Annotated in this window: 19 protein-coding genes and 1 tRNA gene; 2 read left to right on the top strand and 18 right to left on the bottom strand. The window is 61.9% G+C overall.

The window, feature by feature from the left end:
• Nucleotides 1-90 precede the first annotated feature (90 nt).
• From PTE30175_RS23150 to PTE30175_RS23075, 16 genes are all read right to left on the bottom strand, one after another.
• Nucleotides 91-1,665, bottom strand: a complete 1,575-nt coding sequence (locus PTE30175_RS23150; RefSeq protein WP_150699431.1) for a sensor domain-containing diguanylate cyclase — start codon at nucleotides 1,663-1,665, stop codon at nucleotides 91-93.
• A gap of 242 nt (nucleotides 1,666-1,907) precedes the next feature.
• Nucleotides 1,908-4,181 carry a putative bifunctional diguanylate cyclase/phosphodiesterase gene (locus PTE30175_RS23145; protein ID WP_150699430.1) on the bottom strand — a complete coding sequence of 758 codons (2,274 nt, stop codon included), beginning with the start codon at nucleotides 4,179-4,181 and terminating at the stop codon, nucleotides 1,908-1,910.
• A gap of 210 nt (nucleotides 4,182-4,391) precedes the next feature.
• Nucleotides 4,392-4,760 (bottom strand): MerR family transcriptional regulator, encoded by a 369-nt coding sequence (locus PTE30175_RS23140; RefSeq protein ID WP_150699429.1) that lies wholly within the window; start codon nucleotides 4,758-4,760, stop codon nucleotides 4,392-4,394.
• 67 nt (nucleotides 4,761-4,827) lie between these two features.
• The gene (locus tag PTE30175_RS23135) at nucleotides 4,828-5,220 is read right to left on the bottom strand and encodes an integration host factor subunit alpha (RefSeq protein WP_150699428.1); all 393 of its coding nucleotides are present in this window, start codon (nucleotides 5,218-5,220) and stop codon (nucleotides 4,828-4,830) included.
• Nucleotides 5,221-5,280: 60 nt separating this feature from the next.
• Nucleotides 5,281-7,731 carry a phenylalanine--tRNA ligase subunit beta gene (gene pheT, locus PTE30175_RS23130; RefSeq protein ID WP_150699427.1) on the bottom strand — a complete coding sequence of 817 codons (2,451 nt, stop codon included), beginning with the start codon at nucleotides 7,729-7,731 and terminating at the stop codon, nucleotides 5,281-5,283.
• 84 nt (nucleotides 7,732-7,815) lie between these two features.
• Nucleotides 7,816-8,829, bottom strand: coding sequence for a phenylalanine--tRNA ligase subunit alpha (gene pheS / locus PTE30175_RS23125; RefSeq protein ID WP_150699426.1), 1,014 nt, complete (start codon nucleotides 8,827-8,829; stop codon nucleotides 7,816-7,818).
• A 122-nt stretch (nucleotides 8,830-8,951) separates the two neighbouring features.
• Nucleotides 8,952-9,311: a 50S ribosomal protein L20 gene (gene rplT, locus PTE30175_RS23120; RefSeq protein WP_150699425.1), complete on the bottom strand. Its 360-nt coding sequence runs from the start codon at nucleotides 9,309-9,311 to the stop codon at nucleotides 8,952-8,954.
• Nucleotides 9,312-9,334: 23 nt separating this feature from the next.
• Entirely contained in the window at nucleotides 9,335-9,532 is a 198-nt protein-coding gene (gene rpmI, locus PTE30175_RS23115) for a 50S ribosomal protein L35 (protein WP_150699424.1), read from the bottom strand.
• A gap of 196 nt (nucleotides 9,533-9,728) precedes the next feature.
• Nucleotides 9,729-10,259: a translation initiation factor IF-3 gene (gene infC, locus PTE30175_RS23110; protein WP_224788939.1), complete on the bottom strand. Its 531-nt coding sequence runs from the start codon at nucleotides 10,257-10,259 to the stop codon at nucleotides 9,729-9,731.
• 42 nt (nucleotides 10,260-10,301) lie between these two features.
• Entirely contained in the window at nucleotides 10,302-12,209 is a 1,908-nt protein-coding gene (gene thrS / locus PTE30175_RS23105; RefSeq protein ID WP_150699422.1) for a threonine--tRNA ligase, read from the bottom strand.
• A 249-nt stretch (nucleotides 12,210-12,458) separates the two neighbouring features.
• Nucleotides 12,459-12,535: transfer RNA gene (locus PTE30175_RS23100), tRNA-Val, on the bottom strand.
• A 95-nt stretch (nucleotides 12,536-12,630) separates the two neighbouring features.
• Complete coding sequence (locus tag PTE30175_RS23095; RefSeq protein WP_150699421.1) at nucleotides 12,631-14,886, bottom strand: RelA/SpoT family protein; 2,256 nt, start codon at nucleotides 14,884-14,886, stop codon at nucleotides 12,631-12,633.
• 43 nt (nucleotides 14,887-14,929) lie between these two features.
• The gene (locus PTE30175_RS23090; protein ID WP_150699420.1) at nucleotides 14,930-15,286 is read right to left on the bottom strand and encodes a RidA family protein; all 357 of its coding nucleotides are present in this window, start codon (nucleotides 15,284-15,286) and stop codon (nucleotides 14,930-14,932) included.
• 27 nt (nucleotides 15,287-15,313) lie between these two features.
• The gene (locus PTE30175_RS23085; protein WP_150699419.1) at nucleotides 15,314-16,192 is read right to left on the bottom strand and encodes an alpha/beta fold hydrolase; all 879 of its coding nucleotides are present in this window, start codon (nucleotides 16,190-16,192) and stop codon (nucleotides 15,314-15,316) included.
• 245 nt (nucleotides 16,193-16,437) lie between these two features.
• Nucleotides 16,438-17,076, bottom strand: coding sequence for a CoA transferase subunit B (locus PTE30175_RS23080; protein ID WP_150699418.1), 639 nt, complete (start codon nucleotides 17,074-17,076; stop codon nucleotides 16,438-16,440).
• A 23-nt stretch (nucleotides 17,077-17,099) separates the two neighbouring features.
• A complete protein-coding gene (locus PTE30175_RS23075; RefSeq protein ID WP_150699417.1) occupies nucleotides 17,100-17,798 on the bottom strand; it encodes a CoA transferase subunit A in 699 nt (232 codons plus the stop codon).
• A gap of 248 nt (nucleotides 17,799-18,046) precedes the next feature.
• On the opposite strand from PTE30175_RS23075, the gene PTE30175_RS23070 reads away from it, so the two are divergent.
• The gene (locus tag PTE30175_RS23070; protein WP_150699416.1) at nucleotides 18,047-18,592 is read left to right on the top strand and encodes a LuxR C-terminal-related transcriptional regulator; all 546 of its coding nucleotides are present in this window, start codon (nucleotides 18,047-18,049) and stop codon (nucleotides 18,590-18,592) included.
• A 35-nt stretch (nucleotides 18,593-18,627) separates the two neighbouring features.
• On the opposite strand, the gene PTE30175_RS23065 is transcribed toward PTE30175_RS23070, so the two are convergent.
• A complete protein-coding gene (locus PTE30175_RS23065; protein ID WP_150699415.1) occupies nucleotides 18,628-19,713 on the bottom strand; it encodes a DctP family TRAP transporter solute-binding subunit in 1,086 nt (361 codons plus the stop codon).
• A 174-nt stretch (nucleotides 19,714-19,887) separates the two neighbouring features.
• Entirely contained in the window at nucleotides 19,888-20,664 is a 777-nt protein-coding gene (locus PTE30175_RS23060; RefSeq protein ID WP_150699414.1) for an SDR family oxidoreductase, read from the bottom strand.
• A 101-nt stretch (nucleotides 20,665-20,765) separates the two neighbouring features.
• On the opposite strand from PTE30175_RS23060, the gene PTE30175_RS23055 reads away from it, so the two are divergent.
• On the top strand, nucleotides 20,766-20,959 hold a 194-nt coding region (locus PTE30175_RS23055), incomplete at its 3' end, for an FAD-dependent oxidoreductase (RefSeq protein WP_191629191.1).

Below are 20,959 nucleotides of genomic sequence, written 5' to 3'. Positions count from 1 at the left end.
CGCCGCAATGAAAATTACGCCGGAAGTGCCGGCGTAATTGGTTACGAGATGTGTCAGTTGTAATACGGCGCAACACGCTTCATGGCGGCATCAGAACACCCAGCACCGGTCGCGTCCCGCGCGTTTGGCGCGATACAACGCCATGTCTGCGCGTTCGACCATGTTCATTGGCGAATCCTCGTCCTGCCATTCGGTAATGCCGAAACTTGCGGAGAACCGCAGGGGCGGCTCACTGCCTTCCAGCGACTCGCGCTTGCAGCGCTCGCGAATCCGGTCAGCCACGCGCAGCGCGTCGCGCTCACTTGCCCCCGGCAACAGAATCGCAAACTCCTCGCCGCCGATGCGGCCGATCAGGTCGTCGCCACGCAGCACGGACGAACACACCAGCACGAAACGGCACAGCACCTGGTCGCCGATGGCATGCCCGTAGGTATCGTTGATGGACTTGAAGTAATCGAGATCAGCCAGAATCAGGCTCAAGGGCTCATCCTTTCGGTGGGCATCGGCGAGCAATTGATCGAAACGATGAAAGAAATACCGGCGCGTGAGACTTCCCGTCAGCTCATCGTAGCTGGCCTCGAAGGCGAGCTGGTTGTTCGCTGCACGCAGCTCCGCGTTCGACTGGCGCGTTTTCCTGTGCAGCGAGCGCTCGCGCAGATAGGTCAAGCCGGCCAATCCTGCGATCACGAAGCCGCCAAGGTACAACAGGAAGAAAAGTGCAACATCCTTGCCGTGCTGACGCGTCAGTCCTTCCCATGTATCGACGTCCTCGACGGCATAGATCGTCAGGTCGTTGCTGCTGCTGTCCCGCGACGCGATGACGAACGGTATCTCATGCGTGCCGAATTCCGACATGCGATCGAGAATATCCTGCGGCACCCACGCATTCGAACGCCCGGGCGCACGCCTGAACGGCGCGATCGGCATGGGCTGAAACTCGGACTGGTGATAGAGCGCCTCCCGCTGCGCGAGATCCATGCTGCCGATCGTGCCGCCATGCATGAAACGGTTTTCATAAGCAGGATCGTTGGCGAGAATGACGACACCGTTACCGTCGGTAATGAACGATTCACCGCTACCCACCCAATGACGCAACCGCGACAGTCCGATTTTCGTCATCACGACGCCAATCAGGACGCCCTCGCGATACACCGGGGCGCTGAAATACAAGCCCGGCGTCTGACTTCCCCAGCCTGCGGCATAACGCTCGAAGCGCGCGCCGAGAATGGCGCTCTTGAAGTATGGCTTGTCAGCGACCGACTGCCCGACGGGCGACGGACGATCGTTGTCATTGCTCGCCGCCACGCAAATGCCCTGGGCATTGATCACCCACAGCATGTCCACGCCGAAATACCCCTGCACGCTTCGAAGAAATCCATTGGTGCGTGTGATCGCGCCGGCCTCGCCGTCCTGCCCCCGTAAGGCATTGCGCACCAGATCGACCTCCGCCAACGTCGACGGAATCGCGCGCACCATCGCCAGATCCGTCGTGATGGCGTGGATCATGCCGTCGGCGACCCGGTCCGCCACGGTCTGCTCCGACGTCAGGGTCTGTGCCAGCTTGTCCCCGACGAGCGAGGTCGCCGTCCGGTCAGCCGCCACCCAGCAGATGAGCAACACACCCGCCGCCGCGCATGCGGTGTAAAGCCAAAGCCTTATCCTCATCCGAAGTCAAACGCTCGTTCTAATATTGATACCGCAGGCCAGGGCCGGCACTCGGGACCATTCCCCGCACTGTCTTCCCCGGACAGTACGCGGCGGCCAGGATTTCCCTGCTCGAAGGCCTTGCCAATTCTGGTCTTCGCGCCTTTAGCGCGCTTTCACCCGGTAATTCTATAGCACTCCGACGGTCCAGCCAGAGCAAAAAGAGCATGGTCGGATAATGTTTTCACTCGATATTTAGTTTATTAATCACATATGCCGAAACGTTCGATCAACGCCGGCACCTGACCGACCTCGACGGGTCTTGCGAACAAATATCCTTGCGCGCGCAGCGGCATGAATTGCCGAAGCCAATCCAATTGCCTTTCGTTCTCCACGCCCTCGACAATCAATTCAATACCAAGCGATCTTGCAATATTGACGATATTCGAAATCATCAGGCACGATTTGGAAGAATCGGGAATTGACTCGACGAAAGAACGGTCCACTTTCAGGGTATCGACGGCAAATCGCGACAAATAGGACAATGACGAATACCCGGTACCGAAATCGTCGAGCGCAATGCGCACGCCGACTTGTTTAAGCAGATTGATCTTGCCTTCGACGAGGGCCGGATTCTTGACCATCACGGACTCGGTGATTTCCAGCTCGAGCTTCGACGGCGTAATGTCATATTCATGGACACACCGCTCGACCAGTTCACAGATGTCGCCGCGCCAGAATTGCACCGAGGACACATTGACGGCCAACCTCATTACGCTCATCGGTGTGTCGCGCCAGGCGGCCAGTTGCCTGCATGCCGCGCGCAGCGCATACTCGCCGATGGCCACAATCTGCCCGGTGGTTTCCGCTATCGGGATGAATTCGCCTGCCGCGACAATGCCTCGCTCGGGATGCCGCCAGCGAATCAAAGCTTCGAATCCGCTGACGCAGTCCGCACCGAGCGAAATGATCGGCTGATACGCGAGGAAGAATTCGCCATTGGCCAGCGCCTGTTCGATCTGACGCTCCCAGACCACCAGTTGATGCGCCTGAAAGGACATGTGCTGGGTGAACACCCGAACGCAGCCCTTGCCCGCCTCCTTCGCGCTGTACATCGCCAGGTCGGCCTTCTTGATGAGATCGGTCTCGGTTTCCTGGGCATCCGACCAGAAAGTCACCCCGATGCTGGCATGCAGCAGAAACGACGTGCCGCCCGCCACCATCGGCGCCTTGAGCGCGGCAAGCAGCTCATCGGCCAGGGGCTGCGCCAGCGCCGCCACGCCGTCCCCCCGCAGCAGAACAATAAACTCGTCGCCGGCGAACCGCGCCAGCACGCCCCGGTCGCCGAGCACCGCACCGAAGCGTTCCGCAATCTGCCGGATAATGTCATCGCCCTGCCCATGGCCCAACGTGTCATTGACGCTTTTGAAGTTATCGAGATCGATATGCAGCAGTGCCACGCGGCCGACGTTCTCCTGAGCGGACAACGCGCCGCGCAGGGCCTGCATCAGTGAATAGCGGTTGGGCAACCCGGTCAGCGTGTCGAATTCGATCAAGCGGCTCAATTGCTGATCGCGTCCGAGCAACCGTTGCATCAGGTACGCGATCATGGCGAAGAACACGACGAGCGCGACGGAGATGAACGTCGCCATCGTCAGGTAGACACGCTGCACGTGACGATACTCGGCCAATTCTTCATCGAGGGACAGGCCGACCTGTACGGCGAGGGGGTAATCGTCCAGGTGACGGTACGCCACCACTCGTTCCACGCCGTCGACCGGATCGCGCTGTATGCCGGAGGCTCGCTGGCCGGCGGGGAACAGCGGCAATTCGCCGGTGCCCGTTGCTGCGACATCGGAGCCCGTGCTTCGCGCGAGCAGCATGCCGTCGTCCGCAATTACGGCGATCTGGCCGAATCGTCCGAGGATGGCATTCGTGTAGAAGTCGCTGGTGAAGTAACTGGGCTCCTGCGAAACGACGACGACGCCGGCGAAGCTTCCGTCCGGATGATTGAGCCGGCGCGTGAACTGCAGCGTCCATTTGCGTGAAAGCCGGCCGAACACCGGATGACTGATGAAAAGGTCATCGCTCCGATCGTCGACATGCACACGAAAATGCTCACGATCGTTGATGTTGACACGTTGACCGACACTCGGCAGGGTCGCCGCAGTGATGTCCCCGTGCTCGTTCGCGATCGAGACGAGGATCATGTGACGGTCGGGGACGATCCCGGCACGCATGGCGCGCTCGAGATTGAACGAGTCGCGGTCGCGCTCGAACTCGTATTTGACGAAGCGGGTAATCTGGTCAACCTGACGGATGCCGCGCAGCGTTTGCTGCTCGAGCGCCGCGGCGACAGTGGAGGCGGACGCCGCCGTGTCGCGCATGCGGATGGTGCGTTCGGATTCTAGGCGCCAGAGCACCCCTGACCAAACAAGCATCAGAATCACGAACCCGAACACCAGAATGGCGGCGATGGAGCGATACGACGCGCCAAACCACGCTCGCCGTCCTCCCGTCGTATTCGGTTCCGCCATAGGTCGAATTCCTCTCGGCCGCCGCCGTCCGCCGACGCCCGGACGCCGCTCAGATATGATGATGTTCGGAGTTTACGCCAATAGGCGCGGGAGTGCTAACAAGTTCACGTGGGAACAACACCGCGCGGACGAATGCTGTCCCGCCGTTCGGCGTGCCTGCTCCGGATTACGGACGTTTCGGGTACCGCCATATCCGGACAATCCCCAATTTCAGGTTTTGAGAAGATCGAGAACGTCCTGCAGGCGCACGCGCAGTTCCGGCATGCTCAACGTATCGTCGCCGGTCACGGCGGGCCCGGCGGGCGCACGGCCGCTGCGGGGCGAGTCGGCTTCGAGCCGGTTGCGCGCACCATTGATCGTGAAGCCTTGCTCGTAGAGCAGTTCGCGGATGCGGCGGATGAGCAGCACTTCATGGTGCTGATAGTAACGGCGGTTGCCGCGCCGCTTCACCGGGCGCAACTGCGTGAATTCCTGCTCCCAGTAACGCAATACGTGCGGCTTGACGCCACACAATTCGCTCACCTCACCGATGGTGAAGTAACGCTTGGCGGGAATCGGCGGCAGGGCAACGTGATCCATCGCAGCGTCAGCGCTCTCGGAGGATGTTTGGGTTTGACGGCCGCCGGAGGATGGCGGCCGAGGTGGCTTACTTGCTCAGTTCGCCGGTCTCCACCATCGATTTCAGCTTCTGGCTGGCATGGAAGGTGACAACGCGGCGCGCGGCGATGGGAATCGCCTCGCCGGTCTTCGGATTGCGGCCCGGACGTTGCGGTTTGTCGCGCAACTGGAAGTTGCCGAAACCGGACAGCTTGACGCTGTCGCCGCTCTCGAGCGCATCGCGAATCGACTCAAAAAACGCTTCGACCATATCCTTGGCTTCACGCTTGTTGAGTCCGACATGCTCGAACAACAACTCGGCCAATTCGGCCTTCGTCAACGTAGGCGCATCGAGCGGTACATCGGCAACGTCGTTGCGCCCCAGCGCAATACGTTGCGCGGCCAGCATGGCTTCAAATTCACCCGGATTCATTTCGTTCATACGTCCCACGCGGTGGCGATGACAGTGCGAATTATTCCTCGCGACCAGACTCTACAACGCTTACGCACGCAACCGTGCGCCGAACGCGTCCCCAACCCGCTGAACCAGCGCTGCGATGGCGCGGTCGACGGTCTCGTCCTGCAAGGTACCGGCGGTGTCTTGCAGGGTAACACGAAACGCCAGGCTTTTGTCCTGTGCGCCGAGCCCCCCGGAAGTGCCTGTGGAACCGGCTTTCGGACGGAATTCGTCGAACAGCGCCACGTCCTGAACGACGCGGCAAGCCAGGTCATCGGCACGTGCGGCGAGCATCGCGTCAATCAGCGGCTGCACCGCCTGGTCCTGCGGGACGACGAGCGCGATATCGCGGGCGACCGGCGGGAACTTCGAAATTTCCCGGTAGGTCGGCACGTCGCGATCAAACAGCGCTTCGGCTTCGATCTCGAACACGACCGGCGCATGCGGCAGGTCGTACTTTTGCAGCCAGCGCGGATGCAGCTCGCCAATCCAGCCGACGCGCTTGCCGTCGATCTCGATCGCGGCACTGCGGCCCGGGTGCAGTGCCGGGTGTTCACCCTTGACGAAACGTGCGGCGCGCGGCGCGAGCAGCGCCTCGAGATCGCCCTTCACGTCGAAGAAGTCGATCTGACGCGTCGGCAAGCCCCACTGCTCCTCCGCCACCGGACCGTAAGCCAGGGCGGTGACCGTCAGCGGCTGGCGATAGCCGCCAACCGTGAGTTCGCCCGACTTCACTGCGTCGTCGCGATGATAAGTGCGGCCGATCTCGAAGACACGCACGCGCGTGGCCTTGCGGTTCAGGTTGTAGCGCGCCGCGCTCACGAGGCTGCCGATGAGCGTCGAACGCATCACGGCCAGCTGATTCGCGATCGGATTGAGCAGACGAATCGGATTCGCATTGCCGCCGAAGTCGGCTTCCCACTCGGCGTCGACAAAACTGAAGCCCACTGTTTCCTGATAGTCGCGCGCGGCGATGGCGTGACGCAGCACGTGTTGCGAGCGGCGGCCTTCCTGGGTCGAGCGCATGGCGCTGGCCGCCACCGGCGGATTGGCCGGAATGCGGTCGAAGCCATAGATCCGTGCGACTTCCTCGATCAGGTCTTCCTCGATCTCGATGTCGAAGCGATACGACGGCGGCGTGACGTCGAACACACCGTCGCGCAGCACGAACGACAGGCCGAGGCGCGTGAAGATTTCGGCCATCTCCGCTTCCGTGACCGGCACGCCAAGAATCTTGACGGCACGCGCCACGCGCATCTGCACCGGTTTGCGTTCCGGCAGCTTGGCGACCAGATCTTCGAGCGGGCCGGCCTGGCCGCCGCAGATATCAAGCACGAGTTGCGTCGCGCGTTCGAGCGCGCGCACGTTCATGTCGAAATCGACGCCGCGTTCGAAACGGTGCGACGCGTCGCTCCCGAAATTGAACTTGCGGGCACGGCCCTGAATGGCTTGCGGATAGAAGAACGCGCCTTCCAGGAAGATGTTCTGCGTGTCGAGCCCGGCTTTCGTCGAATCGCCGCCCATGATGCCGGCAAGGCCGATCGGCCCGCTCGCATCGGTAATGGCGAGCACGGATTCATCAAGGCTGACGGTCTGTTCATTGAGCAGCTTGAGGGTTTCGCCGGCACGGCCGAAGCGTACGTCGATGCCGCCCTGCAGACGATTCAGGTCATACACGTGCAACGGCTGACCCAACTCGAGCATGACGTAATTGGTAATGTCAACGAGTGCCGAAATGCTGCGCTGGCCAGCACGCTCGAGGCGTTCGACCATCCAGCGCGGCGAGGGCGCAGCAGCGTTGACGTTGCGGATGATGCGTCCGCCGAAACGGCCGCAGCCATCGGGCGCACTGATGCGCACCGGGAACGTATCGGCGATGGCCGCCTTGGGCACCGTGCCCTGCCCCGGCAACGCGGCCAATGGCGCGCCGGTGATCGCGGCGACCTCGCGCGCAACACCCAGCACCGACAGGCAGTCGGCCTTGTTCGGTGTCAGCTTGACGGTAAACACGGTATCGTCGAGATCGAGATACGCGCGGATGTTGGTGCCCACGGGGGCGTCTTCCGGCAGGATCAGCAGGCCGCCATGATCTTCCGACAGCTTCAGTTCACGGGCCGAGCACAGCATGCCGCTGCTTTCCACGCCGCGCAGCTTGCCGACCTTGATCGCGAACGGCGCACCACCCGGCTCGGATGGCGGCAGCTCGGCGCCGACCATGGCGCACGGCACCTTGATTCCGGCGGCTACATTCGGCGCACCGCAAACGATGGTCAGCGGCGTACCGGTGCCGGCGTCCACCTGACACACGTTCAAGCGGTCGGCGTTGGGATGTTTGGCGACCTCGAGCACTTTGGCCACGACGACGCCGGAGAACGGCGGCGCGACCGGTTCGGTCTCCTCGACTTCGAGGCCGGACATGGTCAGGGCATGCGCCAGCGCGTCGGTCGACAGGTCCGGGTCAACCAGGGTACGCAGCCACGATTCAGAGAATTGCATGGATCAGTTCGCTCGCAATAAAGTCTTCAATGTCTTTCCCGGCCGGCAGCGGAGAGGCGCGCCAGGCCGAGGCCACGACATGCGTTACATGAATTGGCGCAGGAAGCGCAGATCGTTCTCGTAGAACAGGCGCAAGTCCTGTACACCGTAGCGCAACATCGCCAGGCGCTCCAGGCCGGAGCCGAACGCGAAGCCGATGTAGCGTTCCGGATCGAGTCCCATGTTGCGCACGACCGACGGATGCACCTGGCCCGAGCCCGAGATTTCGAGCCACTTGCCAGCGTTCTTGCCGCTTTCGAACGCCATGTCGATCTCGGCCGACGGTTCCGTAAACGGGAAGTACGACGGACGGAAACGCACCTGGATGTCATCGCGCTCGAAGAACTTGCGCAGGAAATCGGTATAGACGCCCTTCAGGTCGGCAAAGCTGATGTCCTCGGCGATCCACAGGCCTTCGACCTGATGGAACATCGGCGAGTGGGTTGCATCGGAGTCAACGCGATACGTGCGGCCCGGCGCGATCACCTTGATGGGCGGCTTGTTCATGCGCGCGTAGCGCACCTGCATCGGGCTCGTGTGCGTGCGCAGCAGCAGCGGCTTGCCGTCATCGTCGTTGCCCTCGACGTAGAAGGTGTCCTGCATCGAACGGGCCGGATGATTCTCCGGGCTATTCAACGCGGTGAAATTGAACCAGTCCGTTTCGATTTCGGGGCCGTCGGCCACGTCGAAACCGATTGAACGGAAGATTTGCTCGACGCGCTCCCAGGTGGTCAACACCGGGTGCAGGCTGCCGCGCGAAGGACCGCGGCCAGGCAGCGTAACATCGATGGCTTCGGCGGCCAGACGCGCGTTCAGCAACGCGTCGTTCAACGCCTGACGGCGCGCTTGCAGCGCGGCTTCGATCTGTTGCTTGGCGGCGTTGATCCGGGCGCCTTCGCTCTTGCGGGCCTCGGGATCGAGCTTGCCCAGCCCTTTGAGCAGTTCGGTCAGTTGTCCGGTCTTGCCGAGGAAACGCGCTTTCTCGTTTTCCAGCGCGGCGGCGTCGGAAGCGGCGGCGAACGCACGCTGCGCTTCGCTGACAATGGGTTCCAGATCCATAAGCTACAGGCTCAAGTTGCGCGGCCTCAAAGCCGCAAGGACAGGCTGAAAACAAAAGGGGGCTCGATGAGAGCCCCCTCATGGCGATTGGCGCTTACGCGCTAAACGCTAACGGTACAGCTTCAGGCTGCGACGGCGGCTTTCACCTGGGCGACAACTGCGGCAAATGCCGGCTTGTCGTTGATGGCCATGTCGGACAGCACCTTACGGTCGAGCTCGATCGAGGCCTTCTTCAGACCAGCGATGAACACGCTGTAGGTCATGCCGTGCTGACGCACACCTGCGTTGATACGCGCAATCCACAAGGCGCGGAACACGCGCTTCTTGTTGCGGCGATCGCGATAGGCGTATTGCCCGGCGCGCATGACCGCTTGCTTGGCGATGCGGAAGACGTTATTGCGGCGGCCGCGGAAACCCTTGGCTTGAGCGATGACTTTCTTATGACGGGCCCGTGCGGTGACCCCACGTTTGACTCGAGGCATGTTTCTCTCCTAAAAGTCGGGGTTTAAGCGAAGGGCAGCATTGCGCGTACGGAGTTCAGATCGGAATCATGAACGCCGACGGCACCGCGCAGGTGACGCTTATTCTTGGTGGTTTTCTTCGTCAGAATGTGACGCTTGAAAGCCTGACCACGCTTGACGGTACCGCCAGGACGCACGCGAAAGCGCTTCTTGGCACCGCTCTTGGTTTTCATCTTGGGCATGAAAAACTCCGGTTTTATATGAGCACAGGTGTGACGCAAGAAAAGATTGCGTCCCTTGTTGGACCTGTGGCCACTTGGAATCAGGGTCTGTACCGCACCCTGTTTTTTTTACGACGGCCGCCCTCAAGAAGCGGCCGAAGCAAACTTGCTGCCCTGACGCCGCCACACGGCGCCGTCAGAACGGATCACACAATGATTACTTTCGCTTCGGCGAGAGCACCATGATCATCTGGCGCCCTTCCATCTTCGGCATCTGCTCAACCTGGGCGGCTTCTTCCAGATCAACACGCAGACGCTCCAGCATGCGCATGCCGATTTCCTGGTGGGCCATTTCGCGACCACGGAAACGCAGGGTGATTTTCACCTTATCTCCGTCTTCCATCAGGAATCGTTTCGCGTTACGCAACTTGACGTTGTAGTCGCCGTCGTCGGTGCCAGGCCGGAATTTGACTTCCTTGATCTGAACGATCTTTTGCTTGAGCTTGGCCTCGTGCGCCTTCTTCTGTTCCTGATATTTGAACTTGCCGTAGTCCATCAGGCGGCAGACCGGCGGTTGCGCCTGCGGCGCAATTTCCACGAGATCGACGTCCTGCTCTTCGGACAACTTGAAGGCCTCGGCCAGTTTCACGATGCCGATCGGCTCACCGTCGACCCCAACCAGACGCACTTCCGGCGCAGTTATTTCGCCGTTGAGGCGATGCGACTTCTCGGTAGCGATGTTGCGTATCCTCTAAAAATTCAAAAATTAAGCCGCGCTGACCGGTGGCGATTATTGGAACGACGCGCATTCCTGCGCAAGACGTTCCTGAAGCGTTTCAACGGACATGACGCCCAGATCCACGCCGCCACGAGCACGCACGGCTACCGTATTGGCCTCACGCTCTTTATCGCCCACTACCAAAAGATAGGGAACTTTTTGCAACGTGTGCTCGCGTATTTTATAGCTAATTTTCTCGTTGCGCAAATCCGCCCTCGCCCTAAACCCTTGTTTTTTCAACATTTGGGCAACATTGTGCGCGTAATCGGCCTGACTTTCGGCGATATTGAGCACGAAAACCTGCTCCGGCGCGAGCCACGTCGGCAATGCACCAGCATGGTGCTCAATCAAGATGCCGATGAAGCGTTCGAGCGAGCCGAGGATCGCCCGGTGCAGCATGACGGGACGCTTGCGGCTGTTGTCCTCCGCCACGTACTCGGCGTCCAGCCGCTCCGGCATCGAGAAATCGACCTGCATGGTACCGCACTGCCACTGGCGACCCAACGCATCCTTGAGCGTGTACTCGATCTTCGGACCGTAGAACGCCCCGTCGCCCTCGGAGATCACGAACTCACAACCCGAACGGCGCAGCGATTCCATCAGCGCGAACTCGGCCTTGTCCCAGCCCTCGTCGGTGCCGACGCGATTGGGCGGGCGCGTCGCGACCTTGTAAATGATGTCTGTGAAGCCGAAATCGCGATAAACCGCCTGAAGCAGCGCCGTGTAGTTCACGCACTCTTCCAGGATCTGGTCTTCCGTACAGAAAATGTGGCCGTCGTCCTGCGTGAAGCCGCGCACGCGCATCAGGCCATGCAGCGCGCCAGAGGGCTCATTGCGGTGGCACTGGCCGAATTCGCCGTAGCGCAGCGGCAGGTCGCGATAGCTATGGAGCGACGAATTGAAGATCTGGATATGCCCCGGACAGTTCATCGGCTTGATCGCGTAGTGGCGATTCTCCGATTCCGTCGTGAACATATTGTCCTTGTAGTTCTGCCAGTGGCCCGACTTCTCCCACAACGTGCGGTCGAGAATCTGCGGGCCCTTCACTTCCTGATACCCGTTGTCGCGATAGATGCGGCGCATGTACTGCTCGATCTGCTGCCACAGGGTCCAGCCCTTCGGGTGCCAGAACACCAGCCCCGGCGCCTCTTCCTGCATATGGAACAGGTCGAGCGAGCGGCCGAGTTTGCGGTGATCGCGCTTCTCGGCCTCTTCGAGCATGTGCAGATAGGCTTCCTGGTCTTCCTTGCGGGTCCAGGCCGTGCCGTAAATGCGCTGCAGTTGCTCGTTGCTCGAGTCGCCGCGCCAGTAGGCGCCGGCCACCTTCATGAGCTTGAAGACCTTGAGCTTGCCGGTGGACGGAACGTGCGGGCCCCGGCACAGGTCGATGAACCTGCCTTCGCGATACAGCCCGATTTCCTGATCCACGGGGATCGACTCGATGATTTCAGCCTTGTACTTCTCGCCCATCGACTGAAACAGCGCGACCGCCTCGTCGCGGTTCAGGACTTCGCGCGTGACCGGCTCGTCTTTCTTGGCGAGCTCGTGCATCTTCTTCTCGATGGCTTCGAGATCTTCCGGCGTGAACGGGCGATGGAACGAGAAATCGTAGTAGAAGCCGTTCTCGATCACCGGGCCGATCGTCACTTGCGCCTCGGGAAACAGCTCCTTGACGGCATAGGCCAGCAAGTGCGCCGTCGAATGGCGGATGACCTCGAGGCCCTCCGCATCGCGGTCGGTGACGATGGCCAGATCGATATCGTGATCGATCAGGTAAGACGTGTCGACGAGCTGGCCGTCAACCTTGCCGGCCAAGGCCGCCTTGGCCAAACCGGCGCCGATCGACGCGGCAACCTGCGCCACCGTCAGCGGCGCTTCAAACTGGCGTTGCGAACCGTCAGGCAATCGTACCGAAATCATCTCGCACTCCCATGCGCTAAAACGTCACGCGCGACGCATGCCGCGCGGCAATATCCCAGTCCAGACAAGAGCAAAGCGACGAAAAAAAACGGCCTCGACTTGTCGTCGAGGCCGTCTTCACTACTTGCTTTCAGACGAAAAACACCCTCGACTAGCGTCGCCCTTTCACTGCTGTGAAAGTTCGGGTGGTCATGAGCGTATCTGCCTCTTCGTCTGTGTGTCTTGTGGACTGCAATGCATCCAATTCGTTGGTAGGCTCGATTGGACTCGAACCAACGACCCCCACCATGTCAAGGTGGTGCTCTAACCAGCTGAGCTACGAGCCTATTTCAAGAGAACGCGATTGTAACAAGATTTTGGGCAACCGCCAAGGGGTTATTGCGCTGTGGACGCGCAGGCACCGGCCGAATGGGTTCGCCCCCTACTTTCGCCGCGCCGAGACGACGCCGTTGACATTCGTCAATTGCGACAGCGCACGCTGCAATTGCCCGGCGTCGCGCACTTCCACCGTAAATTGCATGAACGCCTGCGACGCGCGCGACTGGGTGTTGACGCCCGTTACGTTGAGCTTTTCGCGCGAGAATACTTCCGAGATATCGCGCAGCAGCCCTTGGCGGTCGCTCGCCTCGATCTGGATGTCGACCGGATACGCCGCCTCGCCCCGTCCCTCCAGGACATCCCCCGACCACGCCGTGTTGATCACGCGCTCGGGCGCCCGCGCCTGCATCGACGCAAAGCTCGGGCAGTCCTGCCGGTGAATCGACACACCCTTGCCGCGCGTAACGAACCCGACGATCAGGTCCGGCGGCGCCGGCCGGCAGCATTTGGCCAACTGCGTCAGCAAGGCGCCGACGCCGACGACCAGCACACCGCTCTTTGCCCCCTGGGCCACGCTCGTTTCGAGACTCTTCTTGGCGACGACGGTATCCTCGTCGCGCGCATCGCTCGCCGGGCCGTTGCCCGTCAGCGCCTGCTCCACGTGACGCAGGCTGAATTCGTCCTTGGCGACCGACGCATACAGTTCATCCGGCGTCTTGAAGCCCAGGCGCGCCGCCAATTCCTCAAGATTGACGGACGTCTTGCCCTCGCGCTGCAAGGTCTTGTCGATCAGCGTGCGGCCGTGCGCGATAGTCTCTTCGAGATCGATCGCATTGAACCACGCCCGCACCTTCTGGCGGGCGCGATGGCTTTGCAGATACCCGAGTTGCGGGTTAAGCCAATCCCGCGACGGGCCGCCCTGTTTCACCGCCACGATTTCGACGGTTTGCCCGTTCTGCAGTGGCGTGTTCAGCGGCACCATGGCGCCGTCGACGCGCGCGCCCCGGCAGCGATGCCCCAGTTCCGAGTGCAGGTGGTACGCAAAATCGATCGGCGTCGCCCCCTGCGGCAGCGCGATCACGCGCGCCTGCGGTGTGAGAACGTAGATGTGGTCGTCGATCGTGGCGCGCTTGAGTTGCTCCCACGGCTGGGCGGCCGCTTCGCCACCGACGGTGTCGGAGACGTCGTCCTTCCACGCCAGCAATTGGCGCAACCACGCGATTTTCTCGTCATACGCTTCGTTCGCGGCAAATGTGCCGCCATAGCCGCGCTGCCCGGCTTCCTTGTAGCGCCAGTGCGCCGCAATACCATATTCGGCGAAATGATGCATCTCGTGCGTCCGGATCTGCACTTCGAACGCCCGGCCGTCGTCGCCGATGACCACGGTATGCAGCGACTTGTAGCCGTTCGGCTTCGGACGCGAGATGTAATCGTCGAACTCTTTCGGAATCGGCTGCCAGAGGTTATGGACGATGCCCAGCACCGTATAGCAATCCTTCACGTCGTCGACGATGACGCGAAACGCGCGCACGTCGTACAGTTCCGCGAAGTCGACCTCCTTGCCGCGCATCTTGCGCCAGATGCTGTAGATATGCTTCGGGCGCCCCGACACCTCGGCCTTCACGCCCGCGCGTTCGAGTTCCCGCTGCAGGCGGCCGATAGCCCCATGAATGTATGTCTGACGTTCGACGCGCTTTTCGTCGAGCAGCTTGGCGATGCGCTTGTAAGTCACCGGCTGCTGGAAGCGGAAAGCGAGGTCTTCGAGCTCCCACTTGAGCTGCCAGATGCCGAGCCGGTTCGCCAGCGGTGCGTAGATCTCGAGCACTTCGTGCGGCACGTCGGCAGGCGGCTCGCGCTTTTCCGCCGCATACCAGCGCAAGGTGCGCAGGCGCGAGGCCAGCCGGATCATCACCACCCGGATGTCCTGCGCGAAGGCGAGCAACATCTTGCGCAACGCCTCGACCTGCGCCTTGCGCTCGGCAATGCCGTCGCGGTCCCGGCCACCTTGCGGCATGGCCTGCGCCGCGCGCGAACCGGCGCCCGACAAGCGCTGCAGCTTGCGCACGTCGACCACCAGCGCCGCGACTTCGGCGCCGAATTTCTGCGTCAGCGTCTCCTCGGCGTTCGGCAGATACTCCGCTGCCGAAAACAGGGCGGCCGCCTGATGGGTCGCTTCGTCGACACGTAGCGTGTCGAGAATGGCCAGCATGCCGCGCGCGTGCGCCATGACCGGCTCGCCCGAGGACAGCGTGGCATCGCCCGCCAAAGCTTCCGCGAAGGCGAGCGCGTCGTCGAGCGTCGCGGGCAATGGCGCCGCAGCCGGCGAATGCGGCGCGGCGGGCGAAGGGAAATTCGTCATGTCTGAATACGAAGCCGCGAAGCCCCGAAAAACCTGCAGGCGGTCAGCGGTCGCGTTGCGCCGCCGTCACCACGATCTCGATCAGCATTGCCGGATCAGCCAGCAATGCCTGTACAGTGGCGCGCGGCGGCGCATTGCCGGCGGGCACCCACTCGTCCCATACCTGATTCATTTCGCCAAAATATTTCATGTCGGCGATGTAGATCTGGCACGTCAGGATCAGCGATTTATCGCTGTTGGCCTCAGCCAGCAGCCGGTCGATGTGGCCGAGCACCTCGCGCGTCTGGCCGGTGATGTCCTGCGTGCGGTCCTCGGAGACCTGGCCAGCCAGATAGACGGTGCCATTGTGCACGGCCATGTCGGACCAGCGGCGCTCTACATAAAAACGTTGTACTGCCATGATATAGGACTCCTCGAAAAAGCCTTGTCAGACGGCTTGATCGTCAAAAAATTCTCGCGCGACGCGAATTTGTCCAGGGCGCACGAAGGTCGGCGCATGCCCCACGCCCTGGATTTCGACGCTGCGCACGTGTTGGCCCCGCTGCACCATTTCGGCCGCCGTCTCACTGGACAGCAGGTCCGAGTGCTCGCCACGCACCACCATGATCTCGCCGGGGAACGCCTCCAGCGCCGACCACAGCATGGCTTCGCCCGCAGCGGCCGTCTCGGCTGTCACCGCCGTGAACGGCACGGCGATCGCCGGGTCGTAGCGCAAGGTCCACGCGTCGCCATCGCGGCGCAGCAGCGGCATATTCAGCGCACGCCATTCTTCCGGCGTATGCGGACCGAATGACGACGAAATCGACCAGAGATAGTCGAGCGCTTCGGCATCCGTCGCAAAAGCCGCCGGCTGGCCGAGATACTCTGCGATGCGCCCCAAGGCCGCTGCATCCAGTCTCGGCCCCACGTCGTTGAGCAGCAATTTGCGAATCGGCGAGTCCGGCAGCCCCGCCAGGCCAAGACCGATCAGCCCGCCCATCGACGTGCCGAACCAGTCGACGGTCTCCACATCCAGGCGTGCGAGCAGTGACACCATGTCGGCCACATATTGCGGGATGGCATAACCGGCGGGATTGCGCAGCCAGTCCGACTGACCGCGGCCGACAATGTCGGGACACACCACGCGGTATTCGTCGGCAAAGGCTTGCGCCAGAATGTCGAAATCGCGGCCGCTGCGGGTGAGGCCATGCACGCACACAAGCACGCGCGGGTTGGCGGGATCGCCCCACTCAGCATAGGCCACGCGGTGCAAGCCCGATGGACTCAGGCACTGAACGCTGGACAGGCGGGGCGAGGTCGTGGGCATAGGGTGTCTTCCGCAACGCGGAAAAAGTGGTGGGCTCAGACCGAATTCTACCGCGCCTGACGGGTTGGGTATTCCTCAATCAAAACTCGCCAATGCCCGCCGCTTTGCCGGCAACGTCGCGGCAGCGCACCGCGGCAATACAAAACGGGCGGGGAAATCCCCGCCCGTTTCGCCTTCCACAGTGCCGCGGGCTCAACGTTCCCGCGGCACCCTCAGCAAGCCCGCCGACGCCTTGCCTTGCGCAGTCAGACGCCGCTCACGTCGAGCGGCGCACCGGTTTTCTGCTGAATCTCTTCCTTCGTCACGCCCGACGCCAGTTCGACCAGCTTCAAGCCGTTCGGCGTCACATCGATCACGCCGAGGTCGGTGATGATGCGATTGACCACGCCCACGCCCGTCAACGGCAGATCGCACGACTTCAGGATTTTGTGTGCATCGCCCTTCGCCACGTGCTCCATCAGCACGACCACACGCTTGACGCCGGCGACGAGGTCCATCGCACCGCCCATGCCCTTGATCATCTTGCCCGGGATCATCCAGTTCGCCAGGTCACCCTTTTCGCTGACCTGCATCGCGCCGAGGATCGCCAGATTGATGTGCCCCCCGCGAATCATCGCGAACGAATCCGCTGATGAAAAGATCGACGAACCTGGCAACGTCGTTACCGTCTGCTTGCCTGCGTTGATCATGTCGGCATCGACTTCGTCTTCGGTCGGGAACGGGCCAATGCCCAGCAGGCCGTTTTCGGATTGCAACCAGACCTCCATGCCGTCTGGCACATGGTTGGCGACAAGCGTTGGCAAGCCGATGCCCAGATTGACGTAAAAGCCGTCCTGCAGCTCGCGCGCGGCGCGCGCGGCCATTTCTTCACGATTCCATGCCATGGTTATCTCCTGGTTCTCGCCGCTTATTTGGCACGTACCGTGCGTTGTTCGATGCGCTTTTCGGGGTTCGCATTGAGGACGATGCGTTGCACGAAAATGCCGGGCAAGTGAACTGCGTCCGGATCGAGGGTGCCGGTGTCGACCAGTTCCTCGACTTCTGCGATCGTAATCTTGCCGGCCATCGCGGCCATCGGATTAAAGTTGCGGGCAGTGCGACGGAACACCAGGTTGCCGGAGCGGTCGGCCTTCCAGGCCTTGACGAGGGCAACATCGGCGCGCAGCGAGCGTTCCATGACGTATGTTTCGCCGTCGAACTCGCGAACGTCCTTGCCTTCGGCCACGACGGTACCCACGCCCGTCTTCGTGAAGAACGCCGGAATGCCCGCGCCACCGGCACGCAGTTTCTCCGCGAGCGTGCCTTGCGGCGTGAATTCGAGTTCAAGCTCGCCGGAGAGATACTGGCGCTCGAACTCCTTGTTTTCGCCGACGTACGACGAAATCATCTTCTTGATCTGACGCGTTTCCAGCAACAGGCCGAGACCGAAGCCGTCAACGCCGGCGTTATTGCTGATGCAGGTCAGTTGCTTGACACCCGAGTCGCGCAGGGCGGCGATCAGGGCCTCCGGAATGCCGCACAGGCCGAAGCCGCCGACGGCCAACGTCTGACCATCCGCGACGACGCCGGCGAGCGCCTCTTTGGCGCTTGCGTATACCTTGTTCATCGTGTTGTCCCTCTCGTCCCTTTAACCTCGGTTGGAAATCGAATTATGCCGCGTGCCGCGCGCGAAATTCCCGTCGCGGGCCGACGACTGCCCGCGGACGGCGGCGCCCGTCATGCGATCATAAAGCTTACGGTGCCGCACCAATCAGGCACAATACGTGAAATTACATATCCTGCCGCGCGCATGGCGCCAAAACGCCCCGCAGCGCCGGCTTTGCCCGGGTGCCCGCCCGCCATCCATTGCCCGCCATGCCGACGTTCGACTATCAGACCGCCTTTCATATCGCCCCCATCGGTCTCGTGATCTCGCGCCAGCGGATCATCGAGGACTGCAACCGGCAACTCGGGGAAATTTTCGGATACCGCCCCGAAGTCCTGATAGGACAGTCGTTTCAAGTGTTATATCCGTCGCCAAAGGAATTCGAGCGGATTGGCGAGCGGATCCCGCCGATCATGACGGCCCAGGGAAGTTATTCGGACGAACGGATCATGCGCCGCGCAAGCGGCGAGCTCTTCTGGTGTCACGTAACCGGCCGGTCGCTCGACGTGAGCGATCCGCATGCGGCGGGACTGTGGACGTTCGAGGATATTTCGGCGACGCGCCGCGTGGCGGTCGCCCTGACGGCGCGCGAGCGCGAAATCGCCGCCCAGCTTGTGCAAGGCAAAACGAGCAAGCAGATCGGAAAGGTGCTGGAAATCAGCCCGCGCACGGTCGATATTTACCGGGCGCGCCTGATGCAGAAATACGGCGCCGGCACCGCCACGGAACTGGTACAGCGCCTGCTCGGCAACTGACGCGAACGCCGGGATAGCGCAGCTGGCACAGGACGTCAACCGCCAAGACGGCGGCCCGCCCCCTTCCCCGGGGGCGGTTCACGGCTGCCAAGTTTCGCCGGCTTGGCGATCGCGGTTTCGGCCCTGTCGACCAGGTCGCGGCCGACCAACGCCTTCCATTTCAGGTACACGGGCCGCGTAGCGTCGATGAAACGTTGGCGTTCGTCGGCCGTGAGACGCGTGACCTTGACCCCGCGGCCTTCCAGGTCGTCCCACATGGACTGACTGGAAGCCAGCAGATCCTGCCTCGCCAGCGTCACTTCGAAGCGGGCGGCTTCAACGGCGGCCTCGCGTACGGTCTCTCGATCCTGTACGGACCAACTGTCCCACACCTGGCGATTCACCACGAACACGAGCGGATCGGCGACGTAGTCCCAGATCGTCACGTACCGCTGCCCCAGCTTGTCGAGTCGCGTATTGTTGAAGATCGCAATGGGATTCTCCTGGCCGTCGACCTTGCGCATGCGCAGCGCACGGTACGCGTCGTTCCAGTTCATCTGCGTCGGATACGCGCCGAGCGCGGTAAAGATATCGTTGAACAACAGCGATCCGACGACCCGGAACCGCAGTCCGCGCATGTCGTCGGGGGACCGGATCGGCCGGCGCGAATTGCTGAGCTGACGGAATCCGTTCTCGCCCCACGCGAGCGGCACGACGCCTTGCTCCTCGACACGCCGGAACAACTCGCGGCCGATATCGCCTTGCGTGAGACGATCGAGCGACCGGTAATCGCGCAGCATGAACGGCAACGAGAACAGATTGAACTCGGGGATCGCGGACGACCAGTTGATCGTCGAGCCGACCGCAATATCGATCACGCCCTGCCGCAAGGCATTGAATTCGCGTGTCTGATCCCCGCCGACCAGCGAAGCGCCCGGATGGAGCTTGATATTGATACGCCCTTGCGTACGTTCACGCACGAGATCCGCCCACAAGACGCACCCCCTGCCCCACGGCGATTCCGTGTCGGGCATCATCGACAGCGAGTATTCTGCCTTGTAGGTTTGCGCCGTCGCCGGCGTGATCGTCACAATGAGGGCAAGCACGGCCACCACGAGCCGCCGCCAGCCGGAAATACGCATTTTGTCCTCGAGATGATTCGGGATCCGACGTCAACCCCGTCCGTTTCGCTCGATTATGCGCCGCACAAATACCGGCGACTCCCCCGGACAATCCCCGATTGCCGCTTTGTCCGTGCCCTGCGCAATTTCCGTATCGCCAGGCGAACCCGGCACGCCCGGCAAGCCCGGCAGGCCTCAGGCGACGCTCATGCCATCGTCGGCCGCCATGATCGCCCCGTTGATGAAATGAGACTCATCCGATGCCAACAAGAGAATGAGCCCATCGAGATCGCGTGGCTCACCGACTCGACGGCGTGGCAGCATCTCGATCAGCTTGCGTCCGGCTTCGGTTTCCCAGTGGTGATGATTGATCTCGGTATCGATGTAACCGGGACACAGGGCGTTGACGTTGATGTTGTAACGGCCCCATTCGAGCGCCATGGCGCGTGTCATGTGGACGACCGCCGCCTTGCTCATGCAGTAGATGCCAAGTTGCGAGAACGCGCGCGTCCCCGCGATCGAGGCGACGTTGATGATGCGATGCTGACGCGACGGATCGCCTTTCGCGCGCCGGATCATGCGCTTTGCGACTTCCTGCGCCACGAAGAAGGCGCCGCGTGTATTCGTATTGAAGACGAAATCGTAGTCTTGCGGGGTGACGTCCGTGAGCTTCTCCGTGGTGGAGACACCCGAATTGTTGACGAGAATGTCGATCGGCCCGGCTTCGGTCTCCGCGTGGGCAACGGCGGCGCGAATCGCGTCGTAGTCGGTGACGTCGAGCGGCACGACATGCGCGGCGCCGCCCTGCGATTCAATTTCAGCGCGCAACTCCTTGAGACGCTCCACTCGCCGGCTCGCCAGAATCACCTTGGCACCGGCCTGTGCGAGCACGCAGGCGAACTGCATGCCGAGCCCGCTCGACGCCCCTGTCACCATCGCCACCTTGCCTTCCAAGTTCACCGAACGGCCCATCGTCGCCTCCTGTGCGCGGCTGGCTTTAGCGCGAACGCCCCACACAACCGAACGATCGTGCTATTAATATGCGGTTGCGAGGTCATCGCCATTCCCGGAAAATGGCTCCACCCACGAATTCTAACGTTATAACAGGAGTTTCAATGGATCCGAATCTGCTCGAGCAATACGGCCCGAGAGAATCGATGGAGTACGACGTCGTTGTGGTGGGCGGTGGCCCGGCCGGCCTGGCCGCGGCGATCCGCCTGAAGCAGCTGGCGCAGGAGGCGGGCCGTGAAGTCTCGGTCTGCGTACT

The sequence above is a fragment of the Pandoraea terrae genome (genome assembly GCF_902459695.1).
GTDB lineage: Bacteria > Pseudomonadota > Gammaproteobacteria > Burkholderiales > Burkholderiaceae > Pandoraea > Pandoraea terrae.
Note: the sequence above shows the minus strand (reverse complement) of the source record. Positions and strands in the feature narration are given on the sequence as shown.

Bases quoted from the DNA above. Each gene is read 5' to 3' on its own strand.
- PTE30175_RS23150 (WP_150699431.1), bottom strand. From the start codon at position 1,665: ATGAGGATAAGGCTTTGGCTTTACACCGCATGCGCGGCGGCGGGTGTG.
- PTE30175_RS23145 (WP_150699430.1), bottom strand. From the start codon at position 4,181: ATGGCGGAACCGAATACGACGGGAGGACGGCGAGCGTGGTTTGGCGCG.
- PTE30175_RS23140 (WP_150699429.1), bottom strand. From the start codon at position 4,760: ATGGATCACGTTGCCCTGCCGCCGATTCCCGCCAAGCGTTACTTCACC.
- PTE30175_RS23135 (WP_150699428.1), bottom strand. From the start codon at position 5,220: ATGAACGAAATGAATCCGGGTGAATTTGAAGCCATGCTGGCCGCGCAA.
- pheT (WP_150699427.1), bottom strand. From the start codon at position 7,731: ATGCAATTCTCTGAATCGTGGCTGCGTACCCTGGTTGACCCGGACCTG.
- pheS (WP_150699426.1), bottom strand. From the start codon at position 8,829: ATGGATCTGGAACCCATTGTCAGCGAAGCGCAGCGTGCGTTCGCCGCC.
- rplT (WP_150699425.1), bottom strand. From the start codon at position 9,311: ATGCCTCGAGTCAAACGTGGGGTCACCGCACGGGCCCGTCATAAGAAA.
- rpmI (WP_150699424.1), bottom strand. From the start codon at position 9,532: ATGCCCAAGATGAAAACCAAGAGCGGTGCCAAGAAGCGCTTTCGCGTG.
- thrS (WP_150699422.1), bottom strand. From the start codon at position 12,209: ATGATTTCGGTACGATTGCCTGACGGTTCGCAACGCCAGTTTGAAGCG.
- PTE30175_RS23095 (WP_150699421.1), bottom strand. From the start codon at position 14,886: ATGACGAATTTCCCTTCGCCCGCCGCGCCGCATTCGCCGGCTGCGGCG.
- PTE30175_RS23090 (WP_150699420.1), bottom strand. From the start codon at position 15,286: ATGGCAGTACAACGTTTTTATGTAGAGCGCCGCTGGTCCGACATGGCC.
- PTE30175_RS23085 (WP_150699419.1), bottom strand. From the start codon at position 16,192: ATGCCCACGACCTCGCCCCGCCTGTCCAGCGTTCAGTGCCTGAGTCCA.
- PTE30175_RS23080 (WP_150699418.1), bottom strand. From the start codon at position 17,076: ATGGCATGGAATCGTGAAGAAATGGCCGCGCGCGCCGCGCGCGAGCTG.
- PTE30175_RS23075 (WP_150699417.1), bottom strand. From the start codon at position 17,798: ATGAACAAGGTATACGCAAGCGCCAAAGAGGCGCTCGCCGGCGTCGTC.
- PTE30175_RS23070 (WP_150699416.1), top strand. From the start codon at position 18,047: ATGCCGACGTTCGACTATCAGACCGCCTTTCATATCGCCCCCATCGGT.
- PTE30175_RS23065 (WP_150699415.1), bottom strand. From the start codon at position 19,713: ATGCGTATTTCCGGCTGGCGGCGGCTCGTGGTGGCCGTGCTTGCCCTC.
- PTE30175_RS23060 (WP_150699414.1), bottom strand. From the start codon at position 20,664: ATGGGCCGTTCGGTGAACTTGGAAGGCAAGGTGGCGATGGTGACAGGG.